Below are 23,553 nucleotides of genomic sequence, written 5' to 3'. Positions count from 1 at the left end.
GTTTTTGTCGAGCCTTTTGTCGGTGTCTCTGGTTCAATGGGCGCTGTTTATCCTTTGCAGGATGGAGTTGCTCCATGGACATTTCGGGAAGCACCGCGTTTTATGCAGGTCTGAGTTCTATTCAGGCTGGGCAGAACCGTGTTGATCAGGCCGCCAGCCAGATCGCCGGCACCACAGTCGATCGTTCGGCCTCCAGCCAGTCCTCCGACGCTCAGATCGACCGCTTGCGCTCGGTCGATCGCAGCGAGCAATCGAATCTGGCCAGTAATATGGTTGATATGTCCCAAGGCAAAATCCAGGCAGAGCTGGGCGTCAAAGTCGCCAAGGCTTCTGACGAAATGCTCGGTACATTGATCGATACTTTCGCTTGATCCCTCGCTGAACCTATTTACCTGAACACCGCCCTTGGCGCGGTGTTCTGTCAGGCACGTCCTTCTCGTTCAACTAATCTTTCCTACACGGTTTGTTGCCTTGCGCACCGGCTGCGGGCCTTTGCGTGCGCGCTATTCACATGGGGCATGACGAACGGCAAAAGATCGACGCTTGACAAGATTTCGGCGTAAACGTATGTTTCAAACAACTGTTTGACCGTCACAACAATTCATTGCGGTCGTTCATTCCCGGTTACATCAGCAGAGGTTTATCGCTATGCCTGACTACAAGGCCCCCTTGCGTGATATTCGCTTCGTTCGTGACGAACTGCTTGGCTACGAAGCGCACTATCAGAGCCTTCCGGCTTGCCAGGACGCTACCCCGGACATGGTTGACGCCATTCTCGAGGAAGGCGCCAAGTTTTGTGAGCAGGTGCTGGCTCCGCTGAACCGCGTGGGTGACACCGAAGGCTGCACCTGGAGCGAGTCCGGCGTTAAGACCCCGACTGGCTTCAAAGAAGCCTACAAACAATTCGTCGAAGGTGGCTGGCCAAGCCTGGCCCACGACGTAGAGCACGGTGGCCAAGGCCTGCCGGAGTCTCTGGGTCTGGCTGTGAGCGAAATGGTCGGCGAAGCCAACTGGTCGTGGGGCATGTACCCAGGCCTGTCTCATGGCGCGATGAACACCATTTCCGAGCACGGTACACCTGAGCAGCAAGAGGCTTACCTGACCAAACTGGTGTCCGGCGAATGGACCGGCACCATGTGCCTGACCGAACCGCACTGCGGCACTGACCTGGGCATGCTGCGCACCAAGGCCGAGCCTCAGGCTGATGGTTCCTACAAAGTTTCCGGCACCAAGATCTTCATCTCTGCCGGTGAACACGATATGGCCGACAACATCGTCCACATCGTTCTGGCTCGTCTGCCGGATGCGCCTGCTGGTACCAAAGGCATTTCGCTGTTCATCGTTCCAAAGTTCCTGCCGAACGCAGACGGCAGCATCGGTGCACGCAACGCCGTGACCTGTGGTTCCCTGGAACACAAAATGGGCATCCACGGTAACGCCACCTGCGTGATGAACTTCGACGCGGCCACCGGTTTCCTGATCGGCCCGGCGAACAAAGGCCTGAACTGCATGTTCACCTTTATGAATACCGCGCGTCTGGGTACGGCTCTGCAAGGTCTGGCGCACGCCGAGATCGGCTTCCAGGGCGGTCTGAAATACGCTCGCGATCGTCTGCAAATGCGCTCCCTGACTGGCCCGAAGGCGCCGGACAAAGCCGCTGACCCAATCATCGTTCACCCTGATGTACGTCGTATGCTGTTGACCATGAAGGCATTCGCCGAAGGCAACCGTGCGATGGTTTACTTCACGGCCAAGCAGGTCGACATCGTCAAGTACGGCGTGGATTTCGAGGCGAAGAAGAAAGCCGACGCATTGCTGGCCTTCATGACGCCGATCGCCAAAGCCTTCATGACTGAAGTCGGCTTCGAATCCGCTAACCACGGTGTGCAGATCTACGGCGGCCACGGCTTCATCGCCGAGTGGGGCATGGAGCAGAACGTTCGCGACAGCCGCATTTCGATGTTGTACGAAGGCACCACCGGTATCCAGGCACTCGACTTGCTGGGCCGTAAAGTGCTGATGACTCAAGGCGAGGCTCTGAAAGGCTTCACCAAGATCGTCCACAAGTTCTGCCAGACCAACGAAGGCAACGAAGCGGTCAAAGAGTTCGTCGAGCCGTTGGCTGCACTGAACAAGGAATGGGGCGAGCTGACCATGAAGGTCGGTATGGCCGCGATGAAAGATCGCGAAGAAGTCGGCGCCGCGTCGGTGGACTACCTGATGTACTCCGGTTACGCCTGCCTGGCCTACTTCTGGGCTGACATGGCGCGCCTGGCTGCCGAGAAACTGGCTGCCGGCACCACCGAAGAGGCGTTCTACACCGCCAAGCTGCAGACCGCGCGCTTCTACTTCCAGCGCATCCTGCCGCGTACCCGCACTCACGTTGCAACCATGCTGTCGGGCGCTAACAACCTGATGGACATGAAAGAAGAAGACTTCGCACTGGGCTACTAAGTCCTGCGGAGCGTTCCAAACAGCCGCTGCTTCTTCGGGAGCAGCGGCTTTTTTCTGCCCGCTGAAAACGGCTGCAAATATTCCCGACTAAAACGCTAAGTAGAACGCTTTTGCTGCCGTTAAAGAGTGTGCGGTGTGATGCGCGTCACATTGCATGTGCTTAACTGCCCAGAATGCAGGCACAATGACATCAATTGTTTTGCCGGGCCGGAGCTCTACCTTTGCCGCGTTCTTCCGCTGTACGTCTCAGTCACTTTTTGCCCTCATTACTGTTGTTGCTTGCGGGGCTTGCGGCTGCCTACGTCAAGGATCTCAACGTCTTCTTCACCTCACTGTTCAACGTGCTGCCGACTTTGGTGCTGTTGCTCGGCGGTTCGTACTGCGCGGTTTACCGACGTCAACGTGAACTGTTTCTGATGGTCACGGTGTACATCGCCTACTTCCTGCTCGATACCCAGACCGATTACTACCGTGATTACGGCAAGGTGCGTGACGACGCGGCGGTGGTTTTCCATCTCTGCTGTTTACTGCTGCCTGTGCTGTACGGGCTGTTTGCTGCCTGGCAGGAACGCACCCACCTGTTTCAGGACATGGTTGCGCGCTTCGCCGTACTGCTGGCATTCGGCAGTGTTGCACTGGGGCTTGAGCAGAGTTACCCGCAAGCGTTGCTGATGTGGCTGTCGGAAATACGCTGGCCGGCATTGCATGGTGCCTGGATGAGTTTGATCCAGTTGTCTTATCCGGTGTTCTTCGCCTCCTTTGTGTTGTTGGCGTATCAATACTGGCGCAACCCACGGCCACTGCATGCGGCGCAATTGGTGGGCTTGCTCGGGCTGTTCTGGATGTTGCCCAAGACCTTCATCCTGCCGTTCACCCTGAACATCATGTGCAGCCAGGTGATGTTGATGATTGCCGCGGCGGTCGCCCACGAAGCCTATCAAATGGCTTTTCGTGATGAGCTGACCGGCCTGCCAGGGCGTCGCGCCTTGAACGAGCGCATGCAGCGTCTGGGCCGCAACTATGTGTTGGCCATGAGCGACGTCGACCACTTCAAGAAATTCAACGACACCCACGGGCACGATGTCGGCGACCAGGTCTTGCGGCTGGTGGCCAGCAAGTTGTCGAAGATCGGCGGCGGTGGCCGGGCGTATCGTTACGGGGGCGAGGAGTTCGCCTTGGTGTTCGCCGCTAAAACGCTCGAAGAGTGCATGCCGCACCTGGAAGTCATCCGTGAGTCGATTGCCACCTACAACATTCAGTTGCGCAATCAGGACAGCCGTCCGCAAGACGATCAGCAAGGTCGGCAACGCCGTGCGGGCTCTGGCGCCTCAAGCGTTTCGGTCACGGTGAGCATCGGTGTCGCCGAGCGACTGGAGCAGCGGACCCCGGAAGAAGTCCTGAAATCCGCAGACCAAGCGCTCTACAGCGCCAAGGGCGCGGGGCGAAATTGTGTGATGGCATTTGGTCAAAGCCGCCGTGGTGCGGTGCGTATGGAAGGCGCTGCGGGTTAGTGGTGAACGTGCATTCAGCGTATGGGCTGTGATTGTCCGAAGCGATTCACAGCAGCAGGTTTGAATGATCTGCTGACGGAGAAACGACCAGCCCGAGTACAAATCTCTCCCTGCGCGACAGCGCTGCCTCTGAAAGATCGCAGCCTGCGGCAACTCCTACAATACAGATGGGCCTGTAGGAGTTGCCGCAGGCTGCGATCTTTTTTTCGGTGACCAAAAATTACAAATAGGTCACTAGCTGACCCTATGTGTCGTAAAAGTTGTTCGGGTACACTCAAGACCTTGCTGAAATCCGATCCTACGAATCACTTTTCAAGTTCTCACGAGGTTTGCCATGGCTGACTACAAAGCGCCCTTGCGCGATATGCGCTTCGTCCTCAATGAAGTTTTCGAGGTTGCCAAACTGTGGGCTGAACTGCCCGCCCTGGCCGATACCGTCGATGCCGAGACCGTCGAGGCAATCCTTGAGGAAGCCGGCAAAGTCACCAGCAAAAGCATCGCACCGCTGAGCCGTGCTGCCGACGAAGAAGGCTGCCATTGGAGCGACGGCGCCGTCACCACACCAGCAGGTTTCCCACAGGCCTATCAGACTTATGCTGAAGGCGGTTGGGTTGGCGTCGGTGGTGATCCGTCCTACGGTGGCATGGGCATGCCGAAAGCGGTTTCGGCTCAGGTCGAAGAAATGGTCAACTCCGCCAGCCTGTCGTTCGGTCTGTATCCGATGCTGACTGCCGGGGCTTGCCTGTCGATCAACGCTCACGCCAGCGAAGAACTGAAAGCCGCTTACCTGCCAAACATGTACGCCGGTGTCTGGGCAGGCTCCATGTGCCTGACCGAGCCACACGCGGGGACTGACTTGGGGATTATCCGTACCAAGGCCGAACCGCAAGCAGACGGTTCCTACAAGGTCAGCGGAACCAAGATCTTCATCACCGGCGGTGAACACGACCTGACCGAAAACATCATTCACCTGGTGCTGGCCAAATTGCCGGATGCCCCTGCGGGTCCGAAAGGTATTTCGCTGTTCCTGGTTCCGAAGTTCATGGTCAACGCCGATGGCAGTCTCGGCGCGCGTAACCCGGCTAACTGCGGTTCAATCGAACACAAAATGGGTATCCAGGCATCCGCTACCTGCGTGATGAACTTCGACGAAGCCGTGGGTTACCTCGTGGGTGAGCCGAATAAAGGCCTGGCGGCCATGTTCACCATGATGAACTACGAGCGTCTGGGTGTCGGTATCCAGGGCCTGGCCAGCGGCGAGCGCTCTTACCAGAACGCGGTTGAATACGCTCGCGATCGCCTGCAAAGCCGTTCGCCGACAGGGGCGCAGAACAAAGACAAGGTCGCCGACCCGATCATCGTTCACCCGGACGTACGTCGTATGCTGCTGACCATGAAGGCCTCGAACGAGGGTGGTCGTGCATTTTCAACCTACGTGGCCATGCAACTGGATACCGCCAAGTTCAGCGAAGACGTGACCACCCGCAAACGCGCCGAAGACCTGGTGGCCTTGCTGACGCCGGTCGCCAAAGCATTTCTCACGGATCTGGGCCTGGAAACCACCATCCACGGCCAGCAAGTCTTTGGTGGCCACGGCTACATCCGCGAGTGGGGCCAGGAACAACTAGTGCGTGACGTGCGGATCACCCAGATCTACGAAGGCACCAACGGCATTCAGGCGCTTGACCTGGTTGGGCGCAAGATCGTCGGTAGCGGCGGGGCGTACTACAAGTTGTTTGCTGATGAGATCCGTCACTTCACCGCTACCGCGAGCGCCGATCTGGCCGAGTTCACCAAACCGTTGAACGACGCTGTCGACACGCTGGACGAACTGACCGCCTGGTTGTTGGATCGGGTGAAAAATAACCCGAACGAAATCGGTGCGGCCTCGGTCGAGTATCTGCAAGTGTTTGGCTATGTGTCCTACGCCTACATGTGGGCACTGATGGCCAAGGTAGCTTTTGGTAAAGAGGCGCAGGACGACTTCTACGCCAGCAAACTGGGCACCGCACGCTTTTACTTCGCTCGCCTGCTGCCACGAATTCATTCGCTGAGCGCTTCGGTCAAGGCTGGTAGTGAGTCGCTGTTTCTATTGGATGCGGCGCAATTCTGAGAAGTGTAACGTCATGTAAGCATTTGCTTACGTGACGTGCTGCTGTTTTCCCCTGTTCCAGGATTGGATCCAGAGCTAATCTACTTCACATGGACGTAGCGCAGGAAGCGCAAAGCAATAACACGGACACGTAGGATTCTGCCAGGACGGCGGAGTGAAATGGATGTCAGGGAAACAGTCTGCAAAGCCCCGCTTCGGCGGGGTTTTCTTTTTGTGGCGAGGGAGCTTGCTCCCGTTCGAGCGCGCAGCGCTCGCCAAGTATTGTGTTCAGCCCTGAACATCCAGTACCGTCGGGCTCGTCATCCGCCCGGCCGGGCTGTTTATCACGTCTTCCAACAGGTTGCGCAGCAACTCCAGCGTCGCTTGCTGACGTTGAGCGTCGCGACAGACCAATCCTACTTTCAGGGGAACCCGCGGCTCACTCAAGGGTTTCCACAAGAGCGCCTTGTTTCCGTGTTCCTGCTGCGAGCGGCCGGGTAGGACAGTGGCCAGTCTGGTGTGGGGCAAACTGTCGAGGATCCCCGCCATGTTGTTCAGTTCCGCCTGTACTTGCGGGCGGCGTCCGAGATTGGTCAGTTGTCCCTGCCAGATCTGCCGGACCTGAAACTCTTCCCCCAGCAACAGCATCGGCAACTCCGCGGCCTGACTCATGGAGACTTTCTTGAATTCACGCAACGGATGATCGGCAGGGATGACCAAGGTCAGTTCATCTTCATACAGCAAAACGCCATGCAGCCCGGGTTGGCGCGGCGGCAGATAGCTGATACCGATGTCGAGTGAGCCATTGAGCAATCGACGTTCGATTTCCAGCCCCGTGAGTTCGTAGATCTGTACCACCAGGTGCGGTTGCGCCTTGCGCACACGCTCCAGCATTTTGGGCACCAGGCTGGTGTGAACGGTTTGCAGCACACCGATGGCCAAGGTGCGCAATGCCTGGCCCTTGAAGTTGCCCAAGGCCTCGCGCGCGCGCTGCAGACCGTCGAGCAAAGGCAGGGCGTGGTTGTACAAGGTATGCGCGGCCAGGGTGGGCAGCAGGCGTTTACTGCTGCGTTCGAACAGGCCCACGTCGAGGTTTTGTTCCAGTTGGCGGATCTGCTGCGATAGCGCCGGCTGGGAGATCGACAGGCGTTCGGCAGCCCGTCCGACATGGCCTTCTTCATACACCGCGACGAAATAACGCAGTTGCTTAAAATCCATAAGTAATTCTTATCGAAAAAGCTGGAAAATCGAAATGGCTCAGCGCCTGACAGAAGCCTAGTCTAACCGCATTCACAAGGCTTACAGGGCCAGAAAGCGCGATGAATACCGTTTACGTTGATGGTGTTTACATAGGCAAGGCAAAAAATCTCGGACAGGGTTTGATCTGCGATACCGACAAACAGCGGATTGCCAATCGACTCTGGTTATGGCCGCAAGGCCTGGGCAGCGATGAACACGGCGATCCGCGTTTTCATACTGGCCCCGAACGCGCCCTGCATCATTACCCGTCCGAACACTACGCTTACTGGCGCAAACGTTATCCACAGATCGACTGGAACGCGCCGGCCTTCGGTGAAAACCTTTCAACCCATGGCCTGACTGAAGAGCAGGTGTGCCTCGGCGATATGTTTCGCTGGGGCGGTGCGTTGTTGCAGGTCAGCCAGCCGCGCTCGCCGTGTTATCGGTTGAGCCACCGCTTGGGTGTGCCGATCTTGCCGCAACTGGCGCAGGATACAGGGCGCTGCGGCTGGTTCTATCGTGTTCTCAAGCCTGGTTTTGTCAGCGCCGATCAGCCGTTCGAGTTGATCCAGCGCAGCTACCCCGGCCTGACTGTGGCCTGGGCGTTGCGCTGTTTTTATCGAGAGCCGCTTGAGCATGCCGGTTTGAAAAAGCTCGTCGACTGCCCGGCGCTGTCTTCGCGCTGGCGCGATATTGCACTCAAACGTTTGCGCACCGGGCGCGTCGAGGATTGGTCTTCGCGTCTGCTGGGTTCGCCGCTTGAGGGAATGCGCGCATGAACCTGTTCAGCCTGCGTCGCCAACAGCCGAGTCTGGATGATCTGGTGGTGGAGCATTTTCGGCCTTCCAGGCACGACAACCTTTCCCGCGAGTGCCTGATGCCCAGTGTCGAGCGACCCCAGCAAGTTTTCGTTCGCGGCCAGGGTTCCTGGCTCTGGGACAGTGATGACCGCGCGTATCTGGATTTCACTCAAGGTGGAGCGGCCAACAGCCTGGGCCATAGCCCATCGGTGCTGATCAAAGCCATCACCGCTCAAGCGCAAACGCTGATCAATCCGGGTTCGGGTCTGCTTAACCGTGGCCAACTCAATCTGGCCGAGCGACTGTGCGCCAGTACTGGCAGCGACCAGGTTTACCTGCTCAACAGTGGCAGTGAAGCGTGCGAAGCGGCGATCAAGCTGGCGCGCAAATGGGGGCAACTGCATCGTGGCGGTGCTTCGCGGATCATTACCGCCAGCGGTAGCTGCCATGGTCACGGCTTTGCGGCCATGTCCGCGTCGGACTGTCAGAACAATCGCTTTGAGCCGCAACTTCCGGGTTTCAGCCACGTTCCGTTCAATGATTTACCTGCGTTACATACGGCGGTAGATGCGCAAACCGTAGCTATCCTGCTTGAGCCGATCCAAAGCGCCGCCGGGGTGGTCCCGGCGACCGGGCATTACCTCAAAGGTGTCGAGCGCCTATGCCGTGAGTTGGGGATTTTGCTGATTCTCGACGAAGTGCAAACCGGGATTGGCCGTTGCGGCAGTCTGCTCGCCGAACAGTTTTACGGCGTGCGCGCCGACATTGTTGTGCTGGGCAAAGGGCTGGGCGGCGGGGTGCCAGTGGCGGCGCTTCTGGCGCGCGGTAAAGCCTGCTGCCTCGAGTCGGGCGAGCTGGATGGCACCCATCATGGCAACGCATTGATGGCCTCGGCGGCGCTGGTGGTTCTGGACAGCGTGCTGGATCACGGCTTCCTCGAGCACGTTCGCGATAGCGCTCAGCACCTGCGCGAAGGCTTGAGCCGATTGGTCAACCGTTATGGGCACGGTGAACTGCGTGGCCAAGGGCTGCTCTGGGGGCTGACACTGAGTGACGATTCGGCTGACGCCGTGGTGAACGCGGCGTTGTACGAAGGTTTGCTGTTGAGCGCCCCGAAACCCGATTGCCTGCGGTTTACGCCGGCGCTGACCGTCAGTAAGACCAATATCGACGAAATGCTCCTGCGCCTGGCCCGAGCTTTTTCCCGGGTGCGCACGGCCCAACTCCAATGCCGCAAAGGCATCGCGGTCTGAACAGACCAGCCCTTCTCTAATTCCCTAACCGTCTCGCGGTATAACGCAGCGCCCCATGCCTGACTCTTTTGGCATGGGGCGTTTTTTTGTCTCACGCGTTCTTCTGCTCCATCACCGCGCGATAAAACAGCCATTCCTGCTCCAGCACATGGGCCTGATTGCTGGCCTTGCGAAAGCCGTGGCGTTCGTCCGGGTAGTAATGGGCCTGGGCGGGAATGCCGTTGTCTTGCAGGGCCTTGAGCATGTCACGGGTCTGTTGCGGTACCACCACAGCGTCGAGTTCGCCTTGAAAGAAGATCACTGGCACGCGGATTTTACTTGCGTGCAGCAGCGGTGTGCGGGTGACATAGCGCTCGGCATCCTGCTGCGGATCGCCGATCAGCCAGTCCAGATAGTCACCTTCGAATTTGTGGGTGGTGCGGCTCAGGGCCGCCGGGTCGCTGACGCCGTACAAACTGGCGCCCGCGCTGAAGACGTCCCGAAATGCCAGCGCGCAGAGCGTGGTGTAACCGCCGGCACTGCCACCACGAATGAACGCGTAATCGCCGTCGATCAAACCTTGCCCGGCGAGGTAGGCGACCACGGCGCAGGCGTCTTCGACATCCACGTCGCCCCAGCTCAGGTGCAGCGCCTGCCGATAGGCGCGACCGTAACCGCTACTGCCGCGATAGTTAAGGTCGGCGACCGCGAAGCCGCGTTGTGTCCAGTACTGGATTCGCGGATCGAGCATCGGGTAGCACGCCGACGTCGGCCCGCCATGAATAAACACCAGCAACGGTGGTTTGGCGACATCGGTCATGGCCGGATAAAAGAAACCATGGGCCTCGCCGGCACCGCTGGGGTAGCGCAGTGTTTGCGGCTGGCTGATGTGCTTGGCGGGCAGCGGTGCCACTCCGCCCGCCAACACCCGGACTTGATGGCTTTTACGGTTGATGGCAATCACCGCGGAAGGGCTGACCGGCGAAGCCGCGATGCAGTAAACAGATTCCTGGTCCAGCGCCAGATTTCGGAAGCGACTGTAATCGCCGGTGAAATCCTCAACGGAATCACCAGAGCGCAGCCCCAGGCGTCCGAAACCCTCCACGGTCCAGTTCGCCAGGTAGTTCTTTTCGCCAAGCGGTAACCAGGTGCAACCGCCAAGCTGCCACGGTGCCGGCGCATGATCCGCCTCGCTGCTCGGCAACGGCTGCAAGCCTGATCCGGTTTCGATCCACGGCTGCCAGAATCCGGCGCGATCGGTCAGGCAATACAGGCGGCCGGCATCATCGAAGCGAGGCTGTTGCAAGGACTCTTCAGACGCGTCACCTGCTACGCAGCGCGGCCGGCCGAAAGCGCCGTTGGCATCGCGCTCGGCGACCATCAAGCGTGTCGCGGTCCAGGGTTGATGCGGCCGGCTCCATTCGATCCAGGCCAGCCGCCCGGCATCCGGGCTCAGGGTCGGCGCCGAGTAAAAGTCTGCGCCTTCGGCCAACAGCTGACGTTTGCCGTCTGCCGGATCTATGGCCACCAGGCGATGTTGATTGCCTTGCTCTTCGACGGCGAGTACCTGCCCGCCGGCAAATTGCAGATCGCCGTAACGGCATTCACCCACGGTCAACGCCTGCGGTATTTCACCGGCCAACGATTGCCGATATAGCTGCTGATCCGTTTCGTTGACGAAGACCACGCCATCATCGCTCAAGCAAAACGCCCCGCCACCGTATTCATAGACTCGACTGCGCGCGCTGAACCCCGGCGGGGTCAGGCAATGGGCGGTGTTGTCGCGCCAATGCCAGATTCGGCAGGCGCCATCTTCGGGGCGGTACTTATTCCAGAACAAACCCTGAGCGCCGACGCACAAGTCAGTGAAATCGACGCCGGCCGCTACGGCTTTGAGGGCGCTCAAGGGTTCAGCTTTTAACGATGAGGCGTGAGTTCCGTTCATTGCGAAATTCCAGTTGCTCGATGGTCTGGGTAGCGTGCTCGGCTTCTTCGCGGGCCTTGAGGATCACGCCGTGATGTTCCGACTTGCTGCACACCGGGTCGGCGTTGCTCGCGTCACCCGTGAGCATGAAGGCCTGGCAACGGCAGCCGCCGAAGTCCTTTTCTTTCTCGTCGCAGGAGCGGCACGGCTCGGGCATCCAGTCGTAACCGCGAAAGCGGTTGAAGCCGAACGAGTCATACCAGATGTGCTGCATGCTGTGATCGCGCACGTTCGGGAATTGCACTGGCATCTGTCGTGCGCCGTGGCACGGTAGGGCGGTGCCGTCAGGGGTCACGGTCAGGAAAATGCTGCCCCAGCCGTTCATACAGGCTTTGGGGCGTTCTTCGTAGTAGTCCGGGGTGACGAAGATCAGCTTGCACGGGTGACCTTCGGCTTCGAGTTTGGCCCGGTATTCGTTGGTGATGCGCTCGGCGCGCACCAGCTGTTCCTTGGTCGGGAGCAAACCGACGCGGTTGAGCTGGGCCCAGCCGTAGAACTGGCAGGTGGCGAGTTCGACGAAGTCGGCTTCCAGGGCAATACATAGCTCGATGATGCGGTCGATCTTGTCGATATTGTGTCGATGGGTGACGAAGTTCAGCACCATCGGGTAGCCGTGGGCTTTCACCGCACGGGCCATCTCGAGCTTCTGCGCGAAGGCTTTTTTCGAACCCGCCAGAAGGTTGTTCACCTGTTCATCGCTGGCCTGGAAACTGATCTGGATGTGATCGAGACCAGCCTTCTTGAAATCGCTGATTTTCTGTTCGGTGAGACCGATCCCCGAGGTGATCAGGTTGGTGTAGAAACCCAGTTTGCGGGCCTCGGCGATCAGCTCTGCAAGATCCTGACGCACCAAGGGCTCGCCGCCAGAGAAACCCAACTGCGCCGCGCCCATTTCCCGTGCCTCGCGAAACACCTTGAGCCACTGCTCGGTGCTGAGCTCTTTGCCTTGTTCGGCGAAATCCAGCGGGTTCGAGCAGTAGGGGCATTGCAGCGGGCAGCGGTAGGTCAGCTCGGCGAGCAGCCATAGCGGCAGGCCGATCTCGGGTTTGGGCGGCAATGGCAGCGCCGCTGATTCAGGCAAGCTCGATCCAGTGCTCTGCACGGGCGACCTCCATGAATTGCTCGATGTCGTCACCGAGTTCGGGTACGCCGGGGAACTGGGCGTCCAGTTCGGCGATGATCGCCGCGACGTCACGCTTACCGTCGATCAGGCCACCAATCAGCGCGGCGCTTTCGTTGAGTTTGATCATGCCTTCCGGGTACAGCAGCACATGGCCTTTTTGCGCCGGTTCGTACTGGAAGCGGTAGCCGGGACGCCAGCTCGGGGTCTTGCTGCGGTCGAAACTCATAAGGCGATCCCTTTATGCCAGACCCGTTGCTCGGTCACGCTGTGATAAGGCGGGCGGTTCAGTTCATAGGCCATGCTCATGGCATCGAGCATGCTCCAAAGGATGTCCAGTTTGAACTGGAGAATTTCCAGCATGCGCTGCTGGCCTTCATAGGTGGTGTAGTGCTGCAGGGTGATCGCCAGACCGTGCTCGACATCGCGTCGCGCCTGACCCAGCCGGGTGCGGAAATACTCATAACCGGCGGGATCGATCCACGGGTAATGCTGTGGCCAACTGTCCAGACGTGACTGGTGGATTTGCGGCGCGAACAGTTCGGTCAGTGAGCTGCTGGCGGCTTCCTGCCAACTGGCCCGTCGGGCGAAGTTGACGTAGGCATCCACGGCGAAGCGCACGCCGGGTAGCACCAACTCCTGGGAGCGCAGCTGATCCGGGTCCAGGCCCACGGCTTGGCCGAGGCGCAACCAGGCTTCGATGCCACCGTCTTCACCCGGCGCGCCGTCGTGGTCGAGCAGGCGTTGAATCCACTCGCGGCGGACTTCACGGTCCGGGCAGTTGGCCAGAATCGCAGCATCCTTGAGCGGGATATTCACCTGATAGTAGAAGCGGTTGGCGACCCAGCCCTGGATCTGTTCGCGAGTCGCTCGACCTTCGTACATCGCCACGTGATACGGATGATAGATGTGGTAGTAGGCGCCCTTCGCCCGAAGAGCCTGTTCGAACTCGGCGGGGGAGAGTGGTGTGTCAGTCATTTCGGTTCTCCGGGGAATAACCGTTGGAATTCTGTGTTGTCTGGTCTGGCGTCTTCGCGAGCAAGCCCGCTCCCACAGGATAGCGCTGTCTCAAGTGGGAGCGGGCTTGCTCGCGAAGGGGCCATTTCTTACAACTCGATACTCATGCCGTCGTAAGCCACTTCAACCTTGCGCCGAACCAGCTCGGCGCGCTCGACCGAGTCTTCATCGAGGATCGGGTTGGTGTTGTTGATGTGGATAAGCACTTTGCGCTGCTGTGGCAGTTGCTCCAGCACTTTGAGCATACCGCCGGGGCCGTTCTGTGCCAGGTGACCCATCTCCCGGCCGGTGCGGGTGCCGACGCCGCGGCGCTGCATTTCATCGTCATCCCACAGCGTGCCGTCCACCAGCAGGCAATCGCTGCCTGCCATGATCTCCAGCAGCGGCGCATCGACCTTGCCCAGCCCCGGCGCGTAGAACAACTTGCCGCCCGTTTGCAGGTCTTCGACGATCAACCCGATGTTGTCGCCCGGGTGTGGGTCGAAGCGATGTGGCGAGTAGGGCGGTGCGGCGCTACGCAGCGGCAGTGGGGTAAAGCGCAGGTTCGGGCAGGCCGGGACAATGAAGCTCTGGTCGAGCTCGATGCGGTTCCAGTTCAACCCGCCGTTCCAGTGGGTGAGCATGGTGAACAGCGGGAAACCGGTGCTCAGGTCTTCATGGACCATGTCGGTGCACCAGACCTGATGCGGGCAACCTTCGCGCAGGCTCAGCAGGCCGGTGGTGTGGTCGATCTGGCTGTCCATCAGGATGATCGCGCTGATGCCGGTGTCACGCAGGGCGCGGCCGGGTTGCATCGGGGTGAAGTTCTGGAGCTGCGCGCGAATGTCCGGCGAGGCGTTGCACAGGACCCAGTTCACGCCGTCATCGGAAATCGCGATAGACGACTGGGTACGCGCTTCGGCCCGCAGGCTACCGTCGCGAAAACCTGCGCAGTTCACGCAGTTGCAGTTCCACTGCGGAAAACCGCCGCCAGCGGCGGAACCTAGAATCTGGACAAACATGGTTGCTCCATCACTTCAACGCTGAAAATAAAAACGCCCCGGACGGGCCGAGGCGTTGTACCGCATGTTCTACCCAAGGGCAGTATCAACGGCTGGCGAAGTACATGGTGACTTCAAAGCCGATACGCAGGTCGGTGTAAGCAGGTTTGGACCAAGTCATAAAAACGTTCCTTCAGGCTCGTGAGAAAAATTCACTCTATACCTATAGCCCACCTCCCGCAGGAGATGTTCAGAGGTTTGCCGGGCTATGTTACTGAAACGTTTCTGCAAATTGGAGACATCTCTCGAAGAAAGCCCATTACAGCCCCGGTAATGATCGGGCTGTCGGTTGCCAGGTGCCGTCCGGGCAGGCATCGGTGGCCAGGCATCTGCGGCCACCTGCTGCATAAATCAGGCGCCTTGCCGCGTCGAGCAAAGCTGCGCGGTCCGGTAGCAACACGGCTTGTTGCAACTGAAACAGGTAATCCGACGAATGGCCGCCAAGCTTTCCGTGCCACAGCAATTCGAAGGCCTGTGCGATGGGTAATACGTTGCCGTCGAGTTGTTCGGCCAGGGTCTGGCGTTGATTGATCAAGGACACATCATCGAGCGTCGAGATGAGTACGGGTAGTTGCTTCAGGAAATGCTCGATGTGTTCGAGGATCTCCTTCACCGATGCGTTCGGCGATTGCACGCCGAACAGCAGTCCGGTCTGCCCATTGATCTGACGGACACCACTGAACACTGCGTAGCCCAATTGCAGTTCGACCCGCAGGCGCTGATAGAACGGCGTTTGGCAGAGTTGCGCGAGCAGGCGCCACGCGGCTTCGTCAGCCAGATCCTGAGTGGGCGTCGGGCAAAACAGCAAGAGCGCATTTTCGTTGGCATCACTGGGCACTTCGCTCCAGAGGCGTTGACCGGCAATGGAGACGGGCGCGGTCATCTCACTGTCGGGAATGCCAGGCATGCGACTCAAGGCGCGGGTGATCGCTGTTTGAACGGTTGCCGGCAGACCTGCGGCCAATCCATCCCAGCGTGCAATGGCCCAGATTTGCTGTAGGTCATCAGCACCGGCGGGCTGCGATGTCGGCTGCGAATCCTGTCCCAGGCAATGTGCTGGCAACACCTTAAGCAACTGCCGAATCGCAATCAGCGGTGCTGGCGACTCGGTATTGATCCAGGCATCGGCGACGGGTTTTATCAGACACAGCAGCGCCTGTTCGAGAATCGCCGGCATTGGCTCATGCCGTCCGCTGATTTTCAGCAGCCATTGATTGCCCGTTTCGCTGAAGGACAGATCGACTCCCGCCTGACGGGCGTCATCGCGCAGGCCTTGCAGGCTACGGACCAGTGTCGGCTGAAGATTGGCTGGCGGTGCGGAGTCGAGGCGCCAACGCAGGCAAATCGCCGCTTCGCCATTATCGTCTGCGAGACCTTGGCTGAACTGCATCGGCGAGCGCTCACGGCGACCGCGCGTGCGATCCTGGGCAAACGTGCGCAAGCCGCGATGGGCGCTGGTTTGTCCACGGATCAAACCGGCTGCTGCTGGCACTTCGGCCGGACGCAGGAACGGATTGGCGGGTGGCAGTTGCCAGACGACATCCAGGTTATCCACAGGTGTCGGGCTCATCTGCTGCACTATGGCTTTAAGCGCAATGACACCCAAATCCGACAGTTCTGGTTCCAGCTTCTCACTGTCCAGTCGGGCAAGTGCCAAGGCGTTGCTGGTTTGACGCTTTTGCTGTTGCAGCAGGGCATATTCTTCGCGCAGCTTCGACCAGTCGGCAGCGTCGGCGAAGAAGCTCAGCCAATCACCCAGCAGCTCACGGATTATCCCGGCCTGCGTTGCGGCACTGGCCGTCAGGTTGAACTCAACCTGCAGCAGTGCTTGTCCGGCGAATTGGTACAGCGGCGCCGCCTTCAGGTTGTCGATCAATTGGCGATAGCGTAACTCGGCGAAGACGCCTCCCGGTTTCGACGTGTTCAGCCAGGTGCAGAGAAAATCCAGCGCTTCACGGGATGCGTTCGGCAAGGCTTCAAATGCAAACAGCAGGTTGAGTCGGCGTTCGTCAGCCTGTTGATAACTTCTGTTTACGGTTGCCATCAGCGCGGGCGGGGCGTTTTGCGGTTGCTGCTCACCGACGGCGAAGTCGGCGCTCAAGCGCTCGGCCAGGCTGCGCAATTCATCCACAGACTGCGGACCGGCAAGGCTCAGAGTTATTTGACCGCTCTGGTAGAAACGCTGATAGAACGCGCTTAAGGCCTGCTGAAACTCAGGCTGCTGCACCGCCAGGCTGTCGCGATTGCCGGCATGGAAACCGCGCAACGGATGATCTGGCGAAAGCCCTTCAAACAATGCGAGGTGTCGCTGTGCCTCAACATCTTGAGACCAGGCAATGAATTCGGCTTCCAGTACTTCCCGTTCACGCAACTGATCGTCCGGATTCAGGCGCGGGTGGGCGAGCATGTCGCACAAACGCTCAAGCCCTCCGGCGAAGGCCTGAGGCGGCAATTCGAAGAAGAAGTCGGTGGTGCGCTCGCGGGTGCTGGCGTTCAGTTGCCCGCCGTGACGTTGCACGTAGGCCATCAACCCATCGTCACCAGGAAAGCGTTCGGTGCCGAGAAAGAACAAGTGTTCAAGAAAGTGCGCCAGCCCAGGCCAGGCCAGCGGTGCATCGTGGCTGCCGGCAGCAACCCGTAAAGCCACGGCGCAGCGCTTCAAGCCGGGCGCATGACGAAGTGAAACCCGCAAGCCGTTGGCCAGGGTTTCGATGTGAGGGAGACGGTGGGTCGGCGCAGGCATGAGCACTTCCGCTACTTAAGAAGTGCTCATGCTAGCGAAAACATGGGATCAGCGCTTGTTCAGCTCGCCGTAGAGTTCTGGTCGACGATCGAGAAAGTAGCGATTGGCGGCACGAGAATCGACCATCAGTTGGCGATCCAGCGTACCAACGATCAGCGCTTCATCCAGTCCGGCCTGGGCGATGCGACTGCCATCCGGCGCAGCGATGCTGCTTTGACCGCAGTAGTGGATCTCGCCTTCGTGGCCACAGTAATTGGCGTACGCCACGTAACATTGGTTCTCGAAGGCCCGCGAGCGCACGGTGACATCGGCGATGAAGTCGTAGGGAATCATGTTCGCCGTCGGCACCAGAATCAGCTCGGCGCCGGCCAGCGCCAGGCGCCGGGCGTTTTCCGGAAACTCCAGGTCGTAGCAGATCAAAAAGCCCAGCTTCCAGCCGTTGAGTTCCACCAATGGAAATTCGTCCGGCCCAACGCTGAACATCGAATGATCGAGCTCGCCGAACAGATGAGTCTTGCGGTAGTTGGCCAGACGCTGGCCCCGGCTATCGATCAACTGCACGGCGTTATAGATCTGCCCGTCCTCGGCGCGTTCCGGATAGCCATACACAATGGCAATGCCGGAGGCCTTGGCGATGCTCGCAATGTACTGCGCGCAAGTGCCGTCTTGCGCCTCGGCCAATGCGCCAACCGCTTCGGCGCCGATGTTGTAGCCGGTCAGGAACATCTCCGGGAACACCAGCAGATCAGCGCCTTTGGCCTCTGTCGCAAGCTTTTGCAGGCGCTGCAGATTGCCGGCAACGTCGAGCGGCAGCGGCGGGCATTGGTAGAGCGCTACGCGCATTTCGGAGTCCTCTTACTCGGGCAGGGCAATCGGGCCGATTTCATGGAACACATCGCCCGGGCCTGGGTTTTCGACGTGGGTTTTACCGCCGAAGTGATTCATGATGCCCCATACCGCGTTGAGCGAAGTCTGTACCGCGCCTTCGACCCAGGCCGGTGTCCACGAAACATCATCGCCAGCGATAAAAATCCCACGCTGTTCGGCGGGCATGTCTTGTTGCATGAAGTGTGCATACATCCGCTGGTTGTAGCGATAGTGGCCGGGCAGGGCGCCTTTGAATGCACCGAGGAAATGCGGGTCGGCTTCCCAGGACACAGTAATCGGGTCGCCGATGATGCGCGCAGCGATGTCGACTTTTGGATAGATCTTCTTCAGTGCATCCAGCGCCAGTTTCACGCGTTTTTCAATCGGTTGCGGAAGCATTTTTAGCGCGTCGCTCATCCACGAGTACGACAGGCAAATCACGCCTGGCTTGTCGTCGCCGTTATCGAACAGGTACGTGCCACGGGTCAGGCGATCGGTGAGGGTCATGCTCATCAGGTCGCGACCGGTTTCCGGGTCTTTGTCTTTCCAGAACGGCCGGTCGACCATCACGAAGGTTTTCGACGATTGCATGTAGCGGGTGCGGTCCAGGGCCATCCACATCTTTTGCGAGAATAGCGACTCTTCGCACTCGATCTGCGTGGTCAGCAGCCAGCTCTGGCAGGTGGTCAGCACGGCGGCGTATTCGCGGGTGTCACCCCAGTTGTCGGTCACGCTGAAACGGCCATCGGCGGCGCGCGCGATGCGTTTGACCCCGGTGCGCGGTGCACCGTTGTGCAGCGAACTCAGGCTGGTGCCTGCCGGCCAGTGAGCGCAGCGCTCCGGCACATGGCGCCAGATGCCCAACGGCACCTGCTCCACACCGCCGACCACCAGGTGTTGGTGATCGTCGCAGTTGGTCATGACTACGCGGAAGATTTCCAGCATCGAGTTCGGGAAGTCCGAGTCCCAGCCTCCGGTGCCGAAGCCGACCTGGCCAAACACTTCGCGGTGATGGAACGACAGCTTGGCGAAGGCTTTGGAGGTGGCGACGAAGTCGTAGAAGGTCCGGTCATCCCACAGCGGAACGAGGGTGTTCCACAGCTCTTTGAGGCGCGGTACATCGCGATCGCGGATCGCTTGCTGAATCTCGCCAAAGCGTGAGCCGTCTTCCAGTGCATCTGCCCAGGCGTCAGCCACTTCCTGGAACAGTGCAGGAAGGTCGGCGAGTTTCTGTGCGTAATGGGTTTGGCCTTCCAGGTCGATGACGGTGCTGCCGGAGGCAGGGGTCAGCGGGTTAGGGAAAGGCTTGGTCTCAAGACCGAGCTTGTCGACATAGTGATAGAACGCAGTGGACGACACCGGGAAGCGCATGCCACCCAACTCGGCGATGATCCCTTCAGCGCCTTCGAAGGCCTGGGAGCGCAAGCGGCCACCCATTTTCGAGGCTTCATAGACGACCGGCTTGAGGCCCAGTTTCATCAACTCGTAAGCGGCCACCAGCCCCGCGATACCTGCGCCGACAATCGCCACTTCCGCGCCGTGGTTGTGCGCAGGAATACTGCCTAAACCGGCCGGGTGTTCGATCCAGTCGTCAAAGGCGAATGGAAAGTCCGGGCCGAAAATGGTGACTGGTTTTTTACCGTCTGCAGGATGGCGATTGTTCTTGTTCATGGCTGACCTTGCTGGCGACTCGCACTCGGTGCTGAGTATAGGAAAAGACTGTCGCCATTCTAGGGAGCGTAGAGCGCGTTAATAAGACGCAATGTGTCGTCGTTCTGCATATTGTTTGTGCAATATGACGAGATGATCGATCAAACTGGCTGGCCGCGGTCAATCTTGCTGCTGAGGATGATCGACGTGGTGGTTTTTTCTACGCCGTCGACACTACCGATCTGGTCGAGCAACTGGTCGAGCTGTTCCGGTGAATCGGTACGCAGCCAGGCCACGTAATCGAATTCGCCGCTGACCGCACACAACTGCTGAACCTGCGCCATGGCGCTGAGCCGACGCAGCACTTCCTTGCCGGAGCGCGGTTGCACGGTGATCCCGACATAAGCCTGCAAACCGCCATCGACCACTCGCTGCCCGAGTCGCACGCCGTAGCCGGTAATGACCCGGGCCTTTTCCAGCCGCGCCAGGCGTGACGTCACCGTAGTGCGTGCAATCCCCAATTGCCGGGCGAGCATGGCCACGCTTTCACGAGCATTGATCTGCAAGGCCGCGATCAGTTGGCGGTCGATTTCGTCGAGGACGGGAGGGCGGGTATCAGGCAAGGTCTTCTCCGGCGGCACATTTCGGTGGGCGAGCATGTTACCGACTGGTGAGCCGTAAAGGGCTGTGCGATGGATCGGTTTACACGCGGAACGCCTGCATGATGCAGGTCATTTGACCAAGGCCCTGACTTCTTGAATTTTTATATTGGGTATCACGCTGTCGGGGATTCTAGAGTTGCCAGAAAGGTTGTAGACCGAGAAGTTCTTGTTCATGACTTTTTTCGACATCAACTTCAATGACGGAAGAATTCGGGTGTGGAAATGTTGATCGAGTTCACATGGGGATATGCGGCTGTCAGCCGTTTCATAGAACCGGCCACTGGATTGTTGCAAGTCAACCCCGACCAGGATCACCTTGGTGAAACCGGCATGGTAGGCAAGTTGTAGAGCAAGATAAGCCACGGTGCGGGAGTCGAAAAAGCCATCGCTGAGATTTTTGCTAAACCCGATGCTCTTTCTTCGGTGGCCAAAAATAGAACGACTGCGTACGAGATCGTTGTTCTTTTTGAAGATCGAATCGACCCAGGATTGTTTAGCTGCCGACTTTAGCGCGTATAGCTTGCCGTGAGGTCGAATGCTGTTTCGCCGGATGAACTCCTCCCACAAGGCGACTCGCTGGCTAATCTGCATCGCGTGCGAAAATAATTCGGGCTGCTGAGTCGGGAAGCTCATGTCCGTACAAACGTAGAAAAACGGCTGGATCGCGGTGCCCTCGAAAAGTGCGACCGCCCCGTTCATTGTGATCATCGGAACATGAGCGAATTCTTCAATGGGAAAGTCTTTGGCGGAACTGCCGGAGGCAATAATGAAAACAGTTCCTGTTTCTATGTTGTGACACTCATTGAACCCGTTCACATGACTAAGTTTGTTATCGATCATGAAATATTTTTCGCTTGCGTTCATCAGGTGTCCGTTGGTCATGCCAATGGCATCGATTGTTTATTCTTGTCGGCGGTTGGCGTCGATACCGCATTTCAAGATATCTGATAGCGCGTCATTCGTCATGGGGCTTCGATGTGGCCTGATGAGCGCTTGATATCGAATGTGGGTCAGGAAAGGGTCTCGAATACCAAGCCCGACACGCTCGTGCGACGTGGGTTTTCTATCGAGCCGACCGATGACCTGCTACTTGCGCCAAGGCGCGCGAACTCAAAAATGCACAAGATATTGCGCTGGGTATGCATGGGGTCATGCAAGCATGAACTGTAGACGCTTTTTTCGCCAAATGCATGGCGTAAATGCCATGGGCTTGGTGTCCCGGACTTCTCATGGGTACAGAAAAGCCGCGCAATGCGCGGCTTTTGAGTTTGGTGGGCCCACACGGACTTGAACCGTGGACCAAAGGATTATGAGTTGCTGGGCGAGCTGATATGCCTAGAGAAAGCGTTCGTAGGTGAACGTAGGTTGGCATAGCTGGAGGCCCCGTAATACGTGGTGTTAAGCGTAATTTTGAGAAGGTTGCTCAAGCTGAGTACTGTACCGTGGTTGTACTGATTTTGCAGCCTTTGAGTTTCGCAATTCGCCCCGCAGTGAATTCTTCGCCCACGATCTTCTGTAGTGCCCCCGGGCTAATTCTCTCGCAGCTCCAAACCACGTTCCATTCACAGATCGAGAAGCAAAACGCGGCTTGGCCTAAGGCATGCGTATAGTCTGACTTTAAAGGTTGGCGATTGCGGTGACCTTTCATGTGCGCTAGATCCGTGCTGTCTAGGATCAGAATTAGGCCGCGCCCGCAGAGTTGGCGAGGCTGGTCAATGTGGCATTACACATTTTCGACTGCACCTGGCCTGCGTTACAGCCGCCACCCATCATTTAGCAGTGATTTTGGCGGCATCTAACCTACGTTAGGAGTTACCAGTATGTTCAAAGTAACCCCCCAATCCGCCGGCAAGGTCCAACGCTAAGATCATCGATCAACGCGCTGTTGATCGACTGTTGTCCCATATGATTTTGGGTCAGAGACGGCACCGAGAAATCGTGCCAGGGCTTCAGTCCCCCTCCGTGAACCGCCGCCGCGTCAGGAAAAGCACCACGCCCAGCGGCACGGCCAGCAGTGCTAGCAGCTCCAGGTCAAAGCCCAGCACCTGCTGCTCACCAACCTTGAAGATGCTGACCAAGCCCGTTGCCAGCAGCGCCAAACCCAGCCACTTGCGCAGCGGGTATGGTTTCAGAAACTGAACGAGGATCGCGCCCAGCACCAGAAGGACTACAGTTTGCATGATGTAGGGCATGTGCAGTTCCTCAGACCTTGATGACCAGCGTCACGACAGAGCGCTGTGGGCCAATCCCGCCATGGACCTCTCCCTCGATGCTGACCAGCACGTCACCTGCATGCAGGTTCGGCAGGGCCCCTTTGAGGTACCAGTTGACACCTGTCGTCACGACTGCACCTGAAGCCCAGCCAATGAGCGGCCCGCCCAACGCACCTACCTTCCCGGCAACGCCACCTGAGGCCGCAGCAATTCCCTTGGCGACGTTGCCGCGCATAGTGCTGATAGCATCGGCCTGCTCCCGGGTCAGGGGATTGGAAATGCGGACTGTCAGCAGGCATGGCAGGTTTCGAGCCAGCATTCGGTCGTACATATCGACGACCATGCTGTTGACTTGGTAATGGGCGCGTTTCGCTTCGCCAAAGTGCAGCTCGCGCAGGCGACCTCGGTCGCTTTCCATGAGGGTGATTTGAGACAGATTGAAGACGATCCCTTCCTCGGACCTGTACTGCGTGGTCTTCTCGAACTTCATGCGCGTATCCATTCGTGCAAAAAGACGATGATTTTCTACAAGCGGTGACTAAGATGCAAACAGTCTTTGATGTGAGGCCCCGGGGAAATTGACGTCTGCACGGGTCTCATCGCCAGCGAGCCAACTCCCCGGCAGATAGCACCTCAAACTGGTGTCATGTATCTGTGGAGATCGATGGTGAGGATGTTGAGGATGTTGAGGGGTGGGTATACCGTCCATTCACGCTCGGTATCTGATAGAGCCAGCGGTCTCTGTGGACGTTTTGTGGACACTGATAGTGAATTGAAAGGAAATGATCCATCGAGAGTGAATGTCTCAGATGCACAAAAGCCGCGCAATGCGCGGCTTTGGAGTTGGTGGGCCCACACGGACTTGAACCGTGGACCAAAGGATTATGAGTCCTCTGCTCTAACCAACTGAGCTATAGGCCCTCAGTAGG

General features: G+C 58.5%; 20 protein-coding genes and 1 tRNA gene. 6 read left to right on the top strand and 15 right to left on the bottom strand.

What is annotated here, in order from left to right:
- Positions 1 to 74 precede the first annotated feature (74 nt).
- The 4 genes from KRR23_RS19895 to KRR23_RS19880 all read left to right on the top strand — a co-directional run bounded on the left by KRR23_RS19895 (position 75) and on the right by KRR23_RS19880 (position 6,078).
- Complete coding sequence (locus KRR23_RS19895; protein WP_216743891.1) at positions 75 to 371, top strand: pyrroloquinoline quinone biosynthesis protein PqqE; 297 nt, start codon at positions 75 to 77, stop codon at positions 369 to 371.
- 277 nt (positions 372 to 648) lie between these two features.
- Complete coding sequence (locus tag KRR23_RS19890; RefSeq protein WP_054594342.1) at positions 649 to 2,454, top strand: phenylacyl-CoA dehydrogenase; 1,806 nt, start codon at positions 649 to 651, stop codon at positions 2,452 to 2,454.
- Positions 2,455 to 2,675: 221 nt separating this feature from the next.
- A complete protein-coding gene (locus KRR23_RS19885; RefSeq protein ID WP_216743890.1) occupies positions 2,676 to 3,965 on the top strand; it encodes a GGDEF domain-containing protein in 1,290 nt (429 codons plus the stop codon).
- 334 nt (positions 3,966 to 4,299) lie between these two features.
- On the top strand, positions 4,300 to 6,078 hold the full coding sequence (locus tag KRR23_RS19880) for an acyl-CoA dehydrogenase C-terminal domain-containing protein (protein ID WP_216743889.1): 1,779 nt from the start codon (positions 4,300 to 4,302) through the stop codon (positions 6,076 to 6,078).
- 267 nt (positions 6,079 to 6,345) lie between these two features.
- On the opposite strand, the gene KRR23_RS19875 is transcribed toward KRR23_RS19880, so the two are convergent.
- Complete coding sequence (locus tag KRR23_RS19875) at positions 6,346 to 7,275, bottom strand: LysR family transcriptional regulator (RefSeq protein ID WP_216743888.1); 930 nt, start codon at positions 7,273 to 7,275, stop codon at positions 6,346 to 6,348.
- Between the two features lie 101 nt (positions 7,276 to 7,376).
- On the opposite strand from KRR23_RS19875, the gene KRR23_RS19870 reads away from it, so the two are divergent.
- Positions 7,377 to 8,075, top strand: coding sequence for an MOSC domain-containing protein (locus KRR23_RS19870; RefSeq protein ID WP_216743887.1), 699 nt, complete (start codon positions 7,377 to 7,379; stop codon positions 8,073 to 8,075).
- The gene (locus KRR23_RS19865) at positions 8,072 to 9,349 is read left to right on the top strand and encodes an aspartate aminotransferase family protein (protein WP_216743886.1); all 1,278 of its coding nucleotides are present in this window, start codon (positions 8,072 to 8,074) and stop codon (positions 9,347 to 9,349) included. Before KRR23_RS19870 ends, KRR23_RS19865 begins: the two co-directional genes overlap by 4 nt.
- Positions 9,350 to 9,440: 91 nt before the next feature.
- On the opposite strand, the gene KRR23_RS19860 is transcribed toward KRR23_RS19865, so the two are convergent.
- The 14 genes from KRR23_RS19860 to KRR23_RS19795 form a co-directional block, all read right to left on the bottom strand.
- The gene (locus tag KRR23_RS19860) at positions 9,441 to 11,273 is read right to left on the bottom strand and encodes a S9 family peptidase (protein WP_216743885.1); all 1,833 of its coding nucleotides are present in this window, start codon (positions 11,271 to 11,273) and stop codon (positions 9,441 to 9,443) included.
- A complete protein-coding gene (pqqE, locus tag KRR23_RS19855; protein WP_216743956.1) occupies positions 11,239 to 12,375 on the bottom strand; it encodes a pyrroloquinoline quinone biosynthesis protein PqqE in 1,137 nt (378 codons plus the stop codon). The genes KRR23_RS19860 and pqqE overlap by 35 nt, the downstream gene beginning before the upstream one ends.
- Before the next feature lie 10 nt (positions 12,376 to 12,385).
- Positions 12,386 to 12,661: a pyrroloquinoline quinone biosynthesis peptide chaperone PqqD gene (pqqD, locus tag KRR23_RS19850; RefSeq protein WP_103315900.1), complete on the bottom strand. Its 276-nt coding sequence runs from the start codon at positions 12,659 to 12,661 to the stop codon at positions 12,386 to 12,388.
- Positions 12,658 to 13,410 carry a pyrroloquinoline-quinone synthase PqqC gene (gene pqqC, locus KRR23_RS19845; RefSeq protein WP_216743884.1) on the bottom strand — a complete coding sequence of 251 codons (753 nt, stop codon included), beginning with the start codon at positions 13,408 to 13,410 and terminating at the stop codon, positions 12,658 to 12,660. Before pqqC ends, pqqD begins: the two co-directional genes overlap by 4 nt.
- A 128-nt stretch (positions 13,411 to 13,538) precedes the next feature.
- Positions 13,539 to 14,450: a pyrroloquinoline quinone biosynthesis protein PqqB gene (pqqB, locus tag KRR23_RS19840; RefSeq protein WP_216743883.1), complete on the bottom strand. Its 912-nt coding sequence runs from the start codon at positions 14,448 to 14,450 to the stop codon at positions 13,539 to 13,541.
- Positions 14,451 to 14,535: 85 nt separating this feature from the next.
- Complete coding sequence (gene pqqA / locus KRR23_RS19835; RefSeq protein ID WP_003194766.1) at positions 14,536 to 14,610, bottom strand: pyrroloquinoline quinone precursor peptide PqqA; 75 nt, start codon at positions 14,608 to 14,610, stop codon at positions 14,536 to 14,538.
- Between the two features lie 138 nt (positions 14,611 to 14,748).
- On the bottom strand, positions 14,749 to 17,232 hold the full coding sequence (gene pqqF, locus KRR23_RS19830) for a pyrroloquinoline quinone biosynthesis protein PqqF (RefSeq protein ID WP_216743882.1): 2,484 nt from the start codon (positions 17,230 to 17,232) through the stop codon (positions 14,749 to 14,751).
- A gap of 48 nt (positions 17,233 to 17,280) precedes the next feature.
- Entirely contained in the window at positions 17,281 to 18,075 is a 795-nt protein-coding gene (locus KRR23_RS19825) for a carbon-nitrogen hydrolase family protein (protein WP_054594328.1), read from the bottom strand.
- 12 nt (positions 18,076 to 18,087) lie between these two features.
- Positions 18,088 to 19,770 (bottom strand): NAD(P)/FAD-dependent oxidoreductase, encoded by a 1,683-nt coding sequence (locus KRR23_RS19820; protein WP_216743881.1) that lies wholly within the window; start codon positions 19,768 to 19,770, stop codon positions 18,088 to 18,090.
- A 140-nt stretch (positions 19,771 to 19,910) separates the two neighbouring features.
- Positions 19,911 to 20,372: an Lrp/AsnC family transcriptional regulator gene (locus KRR23_RS19815; RefSeq protein ID WP_008067391.1), complete on the bottom strand. Its 462-nt coding sequence runs from the start codon at positions 20,370 to 20,372 to the stop codon at positions 19,911 to 19,913.
- Positions 20,373 to 20,480: 108 nt separating this feature from the next.
- On the bottom strand, positions 20,481 to 21,275 hold the full coding sequence (locus KRR23_RS19810; protein ID WP_216743880.1) for a lipopolysaccharide biosynthesis protein: 795 nt from the start codon (positions 21,273 to 21,275) through the stop codon (positions 20,481 to 20,483).
- 1,085 nt (positions 21,276 to 22,360) lie between these two features.
- A complete protein-coding gene (locus KRR23_RS19805) occupies positions 22,361 to 22,603 on the bottom strand; it encodes a hypothetical protein (RefSeq protein WP_054594326.1) in 243 nt (80 codons plus the stop codon).
- Between the two features lie 10 nt (positions 22,604 to 22,613).
- The gene (locus KRR23_RS19800; protein WP_216743879.1) at positions 22,614 to 23,114 is read right to left on the bottom strand and encodes a hypothetical protein; all 501 of its coding nucleotides are present in this window, start codon (positions 23,112 to 23,114) and stop codon (positions 22,614 to 22,616) included.
- 354 nt (positions 23,115 to 23,468) lie between these two features.
- Positions 23,469 to 23,545 (bottom strand) — tRNA-Ile (locus KRR23_RS19795).
- Positions 23,546 to 23,553 lie beyond the last annotated feature (8 nt).

Source organism: Pseudomonas sp. CVAP#3 (assembly GCF_018986375.1).
Classification (GTDB): Bacteria; Pseudomonadota; Gammaproteobacteria; order Pseudomonadales; family Pseudomonadaceae; genus Aquipseudomonas; species Aquipseudomonas helvetica.
This window is presented reverse-complemented; position numbering and strand designations above follow the sequence as displayed.

What these genes read in the sequence shown, in the direction of transcription:
- KRR23_RS19895 (WP_216743891.1), top strand. Translation starts at nt 75, where the DNA reads ATGGACATTTCGGGAAGCACCGCGTTTTATGCAGGTCTGAGTTCTATT.
- KRR23_RS19890 (WP_054594342.1), top strand. Translation starts at nt 649, where the DNA reads ATGCCTGACTACAAGGCCCCCTTGCGTGATATTCGCTTCGTTCGTGAC.
- KRR23_RS19880 (WP_216743889.1), top strand. Translation starts at nt 4,300, where the DNA reads ATGGCTGACTACAAAGCGCCCTTGCGCGATATGCGCTTCGTCCTCAAT.
- KRR23_RS19875 (WP_216743888.1), bottom strand. Translation starts at nt 7,275, where the DNA reads ATGGATTTTAAGCAACTGCGTTATTTCGTCGCGGTGTATGAAGAAGGC.
- KRR23_RS19870 (WP_216743887.1), top strand. Translation starts at nt 7,377, where the DNA reads ATGAATACCGTTTACGTTGATGGTGTTTACATAGGCAAGGCAAAAAAT.
- KRR23_RS19865 (WP_216743886.1), top strand. Translation starts at nt 8,072, where the DNA reads ATGAACCTGTTCAGCCTGCGTCGCCAACAGCCGAGTCTGGATGATCTG.
- KRR23_RS19860 (WP_216743885.1), bottom strand. Translation starts at nt 11,273, where the DNA reads ATGAACGGAACTCACGCCTCATCGTTAAAAGCTGAACCCTTGAGCGCC.
- pqqD (WP_103315900.1), bottom strand. Translation starts at nt 12,661, where the DNA reads ATGAGTTTCGACCGCAGCAAGACCCCGAGCTGGCGTCCCGGCTACCGC.
- pqqC (WP_216743884.1), bottom strand. Translation starts at nt 13,410, where the DNA reads ATGACTGACACACCACTCTCCCCCGCCGAGTTCGAACAGGCTCTTCGG.
- pqqB (WP_216743883.1), bottom strand. Translation starts at nt 14,450, where the DNA reads ATGTTTGTCCAGATTCTAGGTTCCGCCGCTGGCGGCGGTTTTCCGCAG.
- pqqF (WP_216743882.1), bottom strand. Translation starts at nt 17,232, where the DNA reads ATGCCTGCGCCGACCCACCGTCTCCCTCACATCGAAACCCTGGCCAAC.
- KRR23_RS19825 (WP_054594328.1), bottom strand. Translation starts at nt 18,075, where the DNA reads ATGCGCGTAGCGCTCTACCAATGCCCGCCGCTGCCGCTCGACGTTGCC.
- KRR23_RS19820 (WP_216743881.1), bottom strand. Translation starts at nt 19,770, where the DNA reads ATGAACAAGAACAATCGCCATCCTGCAGACGGTAAAAAACCAGTCACC.
- KRR23_RS19810 (WP_216743880.1), bottom strand. Translation starts at nt 21,275, where the DNA reads ATGAACGCAAGCGAAAAATATTTCATGATCGATAACAAACTTAGTCAT.
- KRR23_RS19805 (WP_054594326.1), bottom strand. Translation starts at nt 22,603, where the DNA reads ATGCCCTACATCATGCAAACTGTAGTCCTTCTGGTGCTGGGCGCGATC.
- KRR23_RS19800 (WP_216743879.1), bottom strand. Translation starts at nt 23,114, where the DNA reads ATGAAGTTCGAGAAGACCACGCAGTACAGGTCCGAGGAAGGGATCGTC.